This is a genomic window from Cupriavidus alkaliphilus (genome assembly GCF_900094595.1).
Lineage (GTDB): Bacteria > Pseudomonadota > Gammaproteobacteria > Burkholderiales > Burkholderiaceae > Cupriavidus > Cupriavidus alkaliphilus.
Window position 1 is genome coordinate 568709 of the sequence record NZ_FMAD01000004.1, and the last position, 8167, is coordinate 576875.

The window sequence follows — 8167 nt, forward strand, 5'->3', positions numbered from 1 at the left end:
CGATATATGCAGCGGATTTCCATACTGGCTCCATCGTTTCGGAGATCACACAGCATGGAATCCAAAGTCAGCCGACGCCTGACCCAGCCCACCGCCGCCGAGGTATGCGAGCACATCTACCTGCCGCGCCTGATGCGCGAATTCGGCAGCGGCTTTCGCTACCTGACCGATATCAACCAGGCCCACCTGCTGATGCTTCATGGCACCGGGCTGATCCCGGCGGACGTGGCCGCGGTGCTGGCGCAGTCGCTGCTGCGCATCGAAGCCGAGGGTCCTGGCGCGGTGCAGCTGGATCCTGCGCGCGAGGACGCCTACTTCAACTACGAAGCGCACCTGATGCAGATGGCCGGTGCCGACGCTGGCGGCAGGTTGCATGTCGCGCGCAGCCGCAACGACATCCTGGCCACCCATGACCGGCTGCGTGCACGCGACCTGGCGCTGGATATCCTGGAAGCGATGCTGGTGGTGCGCACGGTGGCACTGGAGCAGGCCGACGCACATGCCGCGGTGGTGATGCCCGGCTATACGCACTTGCAGGCCGCTCAGCCGATCACTTATGGCTACTACCTCGCCGGCTTCGCCGAGTCGCTCGGCCGCGATATCGCGCGCATGGAGCAGGCGCTGGCGCGTCTGGATGCCTGCCCGCTCGGCGCCGGCGCGCTGGCCGGCACCGCGTTTGCGATCGACCGCGCCGCGACGGCGCAGTGGCTGGGCTTCTCCACCCATGCGCCGAATTCGCTCGACGCCGTGGCCTCGCGCGACTTTGCCTGGGAAATGCTGGCGGCGATCACCGTGGCTGCGGTGAGCTGGGGCCGCGTGGCGCAGGACCTGTACGTCTGGGCCACGCCCGAGTTCGGCCTGATCGACTTCCCGGACAGCATCGCGGGCACCTCCAGCATCATGCCGCAGAAGAAAAACCCGGTCGTGCTGGAATACCTGAAGGGCAAGGGCGGCCACATGATCGGCCTGCTGACCGGTGCGCTGGCGGCGCTCAAGACCAGCCATTTCACGCACTCGGGCGACGGCAACCGCGAGAGCATGCGCGGCTTCTGGGAGGCCGGCGAGGAATGCCTGCGCTGCCTGGCGCTGCTGCGGCTGGTGATCGCCAACGCCACGCCACAGCGCGCCGGCATGCTGGCGCGCGCGCGCCGCGATTTCTCCACCGCGACCGACCTCGCCGATACGCTGGTGCGCGAGGCCGGCATGTCGTTTCGCCAGGCGCATCACATCGTTGGTGCCGTGGTGCGCGACGCGCTGGATCAGCATTTGCCCGCCGACGAGATCAGCGCCGACATGATCGATGCCGCCGCGATGCGCGTCACCGGCCGCGCGGCCGGACTGGATGCCGCGGCGGTCGCCCGCTGCCTGGATCCCGAACAAGGCGTCGCCGCGCGCATGGCCGCCGGCGGGCCGGCGCCGGTACTGGTCCGCGACAACGTCGCCGTCCAGAGCGGCGCCACCCACCACGCGCGGGCCCGCCTTGACGCCACCCGGGCCCGCCTTGACGCCGCGCGCGCGGCGCTGAAGCGCTCGGTCAACCACCTCGCATCACAAAGCTGAGCCGCGCCGCACATTGCAGCCGGCATTGCCCTTATCCTTGTCCCACGGAGACCCTGCCCCCATGAAAACCATCGCACATGCCCTGGCTGCCACATGTCTGACGCTGGCGACGAGCCTCGCCATGGCCGGCCCCTACCCCGACAAACCCATCCGCATGGTGGTTCCCTTCCCGCCAGGCGGCACCACCGACCTGCTCGGCCGCGTCCTGGCCACCCGCTTGTCCGAAACCCTCGGCCAGCAGGTGGTGGTGGACAACCGGCCGGGCGCCGGCGGCACCATCGGCTCCGACCTCGTGGCCAAGTCGCCGGCCGATGGCTACACGCTGATGTTCGGCACGGTGGGCACACAATCGATCAACGCGACCCTCTACAAAAAGCTGCCCTTCGATCCGCAGAAGGATTTCTCGCCGGTGGCATTATTCGCCGGCGTGCCCAACATCCTGGTGGTCAATCCGAACGTCCCGGCGAAGAACGTGCGCGAGCTTGTCGGCTATGCCCGGGCCAATCCCGGCAAGCTCAATATGGGCTCGGCCGGTAACGGCACCACCAACCATCTGTCGGGCGAGCTGTTCAAGTCGATGGCGAGCGTCGAGATCGTGCACGTGCCTTACAAGGGCAGCGGCCCGGCGATGGCCGACCTGCTTGCCAACCAGGTACAACTGATGTTCGACAACCTGCCGGGCTCGCTGCCGCATGTGAAGGCCGGCCGGCTGCGCGCACTGGCCGTGACCAGCGCCACGCGCTCGCCGGCACTGCCCGACGTACCGACCATGGCCGAGGCCGGCATTGCGGGCTATGAGGCCGATGTCTGGTTCGGCGTGGTAGGTCCCCGCGGATTGCCGCCTGAGGTCTCCAGCCGCTTGTCGCAGGAAATCACGCGTATCGCGCAGGACAAGGCGATGCGGGACAAACTGGTGCAGGCCGGGGCCGCGCCGCTGACATCGACCCCGGAGCAGTTCTCGGTGCTGATCCGCCGCGATACGGACAAGTGGGCGAAGCTGGTGCGGGCGTCGGGGGCGAGTATTGACTGAGGCGGTGTCGGTGGCGGTACCGTGGCAGCGCTGGGACCCCTCCTGGTCTTCTCCCCGGGTAGCCCCATGCCGTATCGCGGTAGTCGAAGAACTTCGGCGCTGGCGCGCACCAGCGGCAGTGCCGCCGGCCATGGGGTTCGCCGCGATCGTCGTGCCCACGGGGGCGCGTCTCCATGCGCTGACGGAGACCGGCTCAGTCGATCAGGAAATCCAGTCGGCCATCGGTCTTCGATGGCGACACCTCGACGATCTCGGCCCGCACCACATCCTCGATCACGAAGGGGTCGCGGCTCACCCGTTCCTCGAGTTCGCCTTGCGAGACGCCATGCGCCAGAATCGCGCCACCCGCTTGCGGCTGGATAGTGCCAGCCAGCAGGAACACACCGTCGTCGAAGCCACGTTGCAGCCAGTCCTTGTGTGCCTGCATCAGCCGGCCGGCCTGACCCCGTTCGGCGGAAAACCTGAGAAACACAATAAACATCAGATACCTCCCGTGAAATGATGGGTAAAGGTCAATCGCCCGACACCCGCGCCGCATCGGCCGCGATGCCATCGAGCCAGGCACACATGCGCTCGACTTCTTGCTGGACGAATCGTTTGTCGTGGAAGGCGTGGGCCAACACCGCGACGCCCTGGCTGAAAGCCAGCACGTGCATGGCCAGCGCGTCGGCGTCGGCCTTGCGCCCCAGCAGCGTGAACTGCCGGCGAAGCCAGGTTCGGAACAAGGTAAAGAGCTGGCTGGCTTGCGGCTGCGCGGGGTGTCCGACCTTGGCCAGCTCGGTGCAGAGCGTGCCGACCGGACAACCGTGGCGCATGATGCTGGCCTGATTCGTAACCACGATGCGGATGAAGCTGCGGATACGCCCGAGCGGGCTGCTGCTTGCGGCGTCCCACCTTTCAAGCATCTGCCGGGTGCGGGCCGCGCGCGCGTCGATGACCGCATCCAGGATCGCGTCCTTGCTCTTGAAGTGATGGTAAAAGTTGCCGCGCGAGATGCCAACGGCATCGGCAATGTCGGCAAACGAGGTGTGCTCAAAGCCCCGCTCGTAGAACAGCTTGTCGGCCTCCGCAACGATTCGGTCGCGTGTGGTTACATCAGTCATTGCTACATTCCGGTCGGGCTTACTGCGGACGGTTAATACCCCCCTGATTAGGACATTCATCCTAATCCCGAATGATACTAGGACAATCGTCCTCGACGGTCAATACAGAGGCGACCAGGCTGCCGCCGTCTCAGTCGGCCGGGACCGCCATGTTTTACAATCTCGCCGGCTGCACCTGAAACCCGCCCAGCGGCCGGTACGAAACCTGCTTGCGCGGACCAACCACATCAAGGAGCATGACCGAATGACAATCTGGCTGCATCAGCGGCAGCTTTGCCGCGCGCGGAGGCCCTGACATGGCGGGTTCAAGCTTGCTGGTATTGATCGACGATATCGCCACCATCCTGGACGATGTCGCCGTCATGAGCAAAATGGCGGCCAAGAAGACCGCTGGCGTGCTGGGCGATGACCTGGCGTTGAACGCGCAACAGGTCAGCGGCGTGAAGGCCGAGCGCGAGCTGCCCGTGGTATGGGCCGTCGCCATGGGGTCGATCCGCAACAAGGTGATCCTGGTGCCGGCGGCGCTGGCGATCAGCGCCTGGGCTCCCTGGGCCGTGGTGCCGTTGCTGATGATCGGCGGTGCGTTTCTTTGCTACGAAGGGTTTGAAAAACTGGCACACCGGTTCCTGCACAGCAAGGCCGAGGATGCCGCACACCACGCGCGCGAAGTCCAGGCGGTGGCGGACCCGGCCGTCGACATGGTTGCCTTCGAGAAAGAGAAGATCAAGGGCGCGGTCCGCACCGACTTCATACTTTCGGCGGAAATCATTGTGATCTCGCTGGGCACCGTCGCCAACGCTCCCTTTGGCCAGCGGCTCGCTGTCCTGTGCGCGATCGCGGTCATCATGACGGTCGGCGTCTATGGCCTGGTGGCCGGCATCGTCAAGCTCGATGACGCTGGCCTCTACCTGAGCAAGCAAGCATCGGCGGGACTCCGCTGGCTGGGGCAGGGCCTGCTCCGGCTGGCACCGCTGCTGATGAAGACCTTGTCGTTTGCCGGGACGGCGGCGATGTTCCTGGTGGGCGGCGGCATCCTGATGCACGGCATCCCGGCGATGCACCACGTGACCGAAGCCGCGGCGCTGGCGGCGGCAGGCGTGCCGGCAATCGGCGGTGTGCTCGCTGTGCTGGCGCCGGTGTTGCTGGACGGCATTGCCGGCATCGTCGCCGGCGGGCTGGTGCTGGCGGCGGTAGGCGTGGTGAAGGCCGGGATGCGGGCGTTGCGGCCTTCGGCACGCTAGGCGCGGCAAGGCACAGGAGGCCTGGCCCGCCCGCGATATGGCCATGGCAACGGAGAGCACCGGGATGTTGCCCGACACTATCGCTGCAGAGCTCGACCCATGCCTGCGCCAATACTGGCTTGGAGCGAAACGCCGTGGTGATGGAGCGCGTGGCTTCAGCAGCCTCGCAAGGTGCCCGGCAGCGCCCTCGCAAGCGCTCTGCCGGCACCGAACGTCCAGTCGGATCGCGCCTTACGGGCAATTGCCCACTACGTAGTATCCCGTCGCGGTCTCTGCCAGCGTGGTGGTGTAGAACAGGTTGTTCAGCCCCATACTCTGGTTCGAGCCATTTGCGTAGGCAACGCCCCCCACGTCATGGGCACGACTGGCTTGCACGTGCGCATAGTTGGTTGCCGTGGTAGCGGTACAGGAATAGCTGGTCTTTGTCGTTGCCGACATGGCAGCGGATTGCTGGCTCTCCCCGGCCGCCGGGTCGATCGCCGTCACGGTGTAGCTGTATGTCGTACCGGCGATCAGGCCCGAGTCGGTAAAGCCGGTCGATGCGCTGCCACCCGCCCTGGTGCCGTTTCGGTAGACGTTGTAGCCGGTGGCGTTTGCCACGGCGTTCCATGCCAGCGTGATGGAAGTGACAGTCGTCCCTGACACCGACAGTCCGGTGGGCGCGGTGCCGGGCTGTCCGGCCCCGCTTCCGGCACGCAGGTTGTTCTTCACCCAGAAGTCCATGACGAAGGCCGGATAGTGGATATGCGTGGCATCCACATAGTGGGTGTTGTTGCCGCCGGTTCCGGCCGGCCATGCATGCGCCATGCCGGAGACAGCGATCTCATGCGTGCGCACCTTGCCATTGCTGTCGGTGTAGGGCGTGTTGGTGCCGCCGCCGGGAATCAACGCTTGGGCTCCCTGCGTAAAGCTGCCGCCGTAGATCGAGCGAAACGCCGCGGCCGCCATCGGCCCATAGGCCTGCGCGACGGTGTAGTCAGACGTCCCCCATACGGTGCCTGCAATCTGGCTGGTGAACTTGCCAGCGTTGGAGCCAGCCCACTGCTTGCACTTGTTCGCCGCCGTGGTCGCGGTAAAGCCTGCGGGGACGTATCCGATCTGCGCGGTTGTGGTGCCCGGAGGCGGACCGGCGTTGATCCCCACGCCGGCAAAGACGTCGGGAGCGATGCACCCCAGCGCCATGGTCATGCCGCCGCCCGAGGACAGGCCTGCCACGTACACCTGGTTGGGATCGATCGCATACTGCGTATTGGAGACAAAGCGGTTGACCACGTCCAGCAGGACTCCCACGTGGCCGGCAGTACGGCTTGGCGACGCATTGGCGTAGTCCCAGCAATGATTGCTGTACACGTTGCCGGTGGCATTGGGCGCAACAAGGACCGCGCCGTACTGATCGGCAATCGATTTCCAGTTGAATCCGCCGCCACTGGCGCCGTTGATCACGTCGCCGGAGGCGGTCTGCTGGCAGCCGTGCAGCACCAGCACGAGTGCTCGCTTGCCGTTGGGCGTGGTCGGCTGGCTCGCCGGCCAGTAGAAGTAGCCGGTCAGGTTGCCGCCGTTGACGGTATCGGCCGCCCACGTCTGCTGGCTGCTCCAGGTTCCGGGGCCCGCGGTGGCCGCATGCAGCGAGAACGTCGCCAGCAGCGTGGTACACATGACCAGCAGGGTCGCGCGACGGCGGCCTTGCGCAGATTGCATAGCAGGACACTGCATGGGAACGTCTCCTCGTCTTGTAGTTCATTGGAAACAAGGCGCGTCTGTCCATGAGTGCGGCGCACCCTGCGATATGGCACGAAACACGATGACAGCGATGGAACCCGGGTGCCCGGGGAATCCCGCCCCGCTGCGGGCAACACCTTCGGGCGGGACCGGCTTTGAAATGCCGCTGCGGCGATTATTCCCGCTTGCGTTCGAAGCGCGCGGACAGCTCGCCCATCACGCCACGGCGGAAGCTCAGCACGCAGACGACGAAGATCGCTCCGATCACCATGGTGACGGACTCGCCGAGCGTATCGAACCAGCCCACCCCCGTCGCCGAGGCGAGGAAGGCGCCGATGTCGCCCAGTTTGTTCTCGAGCGCGACGATCACGATCGCGCCGACGATCGGGCCCGACAAAGTACCGAGACCGCCGACCAGCGTCATCAGGATCACTGAGCCCGACATCGACCAGTGCACATCGGTCAGGGTCTCGAAGCCCAGCACCAGCGCCTTGATCGAGCCGGCCAGCCCCGACAGCGCCGCCGACAGCACGAACGCGGTCAGCTTGAAGCGGTCGACGTCATAGCCCAGCGACACCGCGCGCGGCTCGTTCTCCTTGATCGCCTTCAGGATCTGGCCGAACGGCGAATGCACCGTGCGCACGATCAGCGCGAACGCCGCGACGATGATCACCAGCGCCACGTAGTACAGCGTCAGGTCATCCGACAACGGCAGCACGCCGAACAGCTTGCCGCGCGGAATGCCCTGCAGCCCGTCCTCGCCGCCGGTGAACGGCGCCTGCAGGCAGATGAAGAACAGCATCTGCGCCAGCGCCAGCGTGATCATCGAGAAGTAGATGCCCTGGCGCCGGATCGCCAGCGATCCGACCACGTAGCCGATCAGCGCGCCTGTGCCGGTGCCCAGGATCAGGCCGATCTCGGGCGTCACGCCCCACACCTTCATGGCGTGGCCGGCGGCGTAGCCGGCACCGCCGAAGAAGGCCGCATGGCCGAACGACAGCAGCCCGGTGTAGCCGATCAGCAGGTTGAAGGCGCACGCGAACAGCGCGAAGCACAGCACCTTGAGCACGAACACCGGGTACGCCCCGGCCAGCGGCGCCGCCAGCAATGCCAGCAGCAGCAATCCGTACAGCAGCTTGCGCGGCACGCCGGTGCGGTGGTGTGCCAGTCCTGCGGGGCAGGCAGGCGCACTCTGCGTCGTCGGCGTCGACGATGTGGATACAGTCATCACTTCTCCTTTCCGAACAGCCCGGCCGGGCGCAGCAGCAGCACGATCACCATGATGAAGAACACCACGGTCGACGATGCTTCCGGATAGAACACCTTGGTCAGGCCTTCGATCACGCCCAGCCCGAGGCCGGTCAGGATCGAGCCCATGATCGAACCCATGCCGCCGATCACCACCACCGCGAACACGACGATGATCAGGTTCTGCCCCATCAGCGGCGAGATCTGGATCACCGGCGCGGCCAGCACGCCGGCAAACGCGGCCAGCGCCACGCCGAAGCCGTAGG

At 66.1% G+C, this 8167-nt stretch carries 8 protein-coding genes; 3 read left to right on the forward strand and 5 right to left on the reverse strand.

The window, feature by feature from the left end; translation table 11 throughout:
- Positions 1-54: 54 nt before the first annotated feature.
- Both argH and GA0116996_RS11885 read left to right on the forward strand, forming a co-directional pair.
- Positions 55-1560 (forward strand): argininosuccinate lyase, encoded by a 1506-nt coding sequence (gene argH, locus GA0116996_RS11880; RefSeq protein ID WP_092311141.1) that lies wholly within the window; start codon positions 55-57, stop codon positions 1558-1560.
- A 61-nt stretch (positions 1561-1621) separates the two neighbouring features.
- Entirely contained in the window at positions 1622-2590 is a 969-nt protein-coding gene (locus GA0116996_RS11885) for a Bug family tripartite tricarboxylate transporter substrate binding protein (RefSeq protein ID WP_092311144.1), read from the forward strand.
- Positions 2591-2783: 193 nt separating this feature from the next.
- On the opposite strand, the gene GA0116996_RS11890 is transcribed toward GA0116996_RS11885, so the two are convergent.
- Positions 2784-3071: a YciI family protein gene (locus tag GA0116996_RS11890; protein WP_092311147.1), complete on the reverse strand. Its 288-nt coding sequence runs from the start codon at positions 3069-3071 to the stop codon at positions 2784-2786.
- Between the two features lie 31 nt (positions 3072-3102).
- A complete protein-coding gene (locus tag GA0116996_RS11895) occupies positions 3103-3693 on the reverse strand; it encodes a TetR/AcrR family transcriptional regulator (RefSeq protein WP_092311150.1) in 591 nt (196 codons plus the stop codon).
- A 296-nt stretch (positions 3694-3989) separates the two neighbouring features.
- Between GA0116996_RS11895 and GA0116996_RS11900 the strand changes: the two genes are divergently transcribed.
- Positions 3990-4934, forward strand: a complete 945-nt coding sequence (locus tag GA0116996_RS11900; protein WP_092311153.1) for a DUF808 domain-containing protein — start codon at positions 3990-3992, stop codon at positions 4932-4934.
- Between the two features lie 231 nt (positions 4935-5165).
- Here GA0116996_RS11900 and GA0116996_RS11905 read toward each other — a convergent pair whose 3' ends face one another.
- From GA0116996_RS11905 to GA0116996_RS11915, 3 genes are all read right to left on the reverse strand, one after another.
- Positions 5166-6590, reverse strand: coding sequence for an extracellular catalytic domain type 1 short-chain-length polyhydroxyalkanoate depolymerase (locus GA0116996_RS11905; protein ID WP_244159826.1), 1425 nt, complete (start codon positions 6588-6590; stop codon positions 5166-5168).
- A gap of 238 nt (positions 6591-6828) precedes the next feature.
- Entirely contained in the window at positions 6829-7881 is a 1053-nt protein-coding gene (locus GA0116996_RS11910; RefSeq protein ID WP_244981259.1) for a branched-chain amino acid ABC transporter permease, read from the reverse strand.
- A partial coding sequence (locus tag GA0116996_RS11915) for an ABC transporter permease subunit (RefSeq protein ID WP_425248310.1) occupies positions 7881-8167 on the reverse strand: 287 nt, incomplete at its 5' end. The genes GA0116996_RS11915 and GA0116996_RS11910, both read right to left, overlap by 1 nt.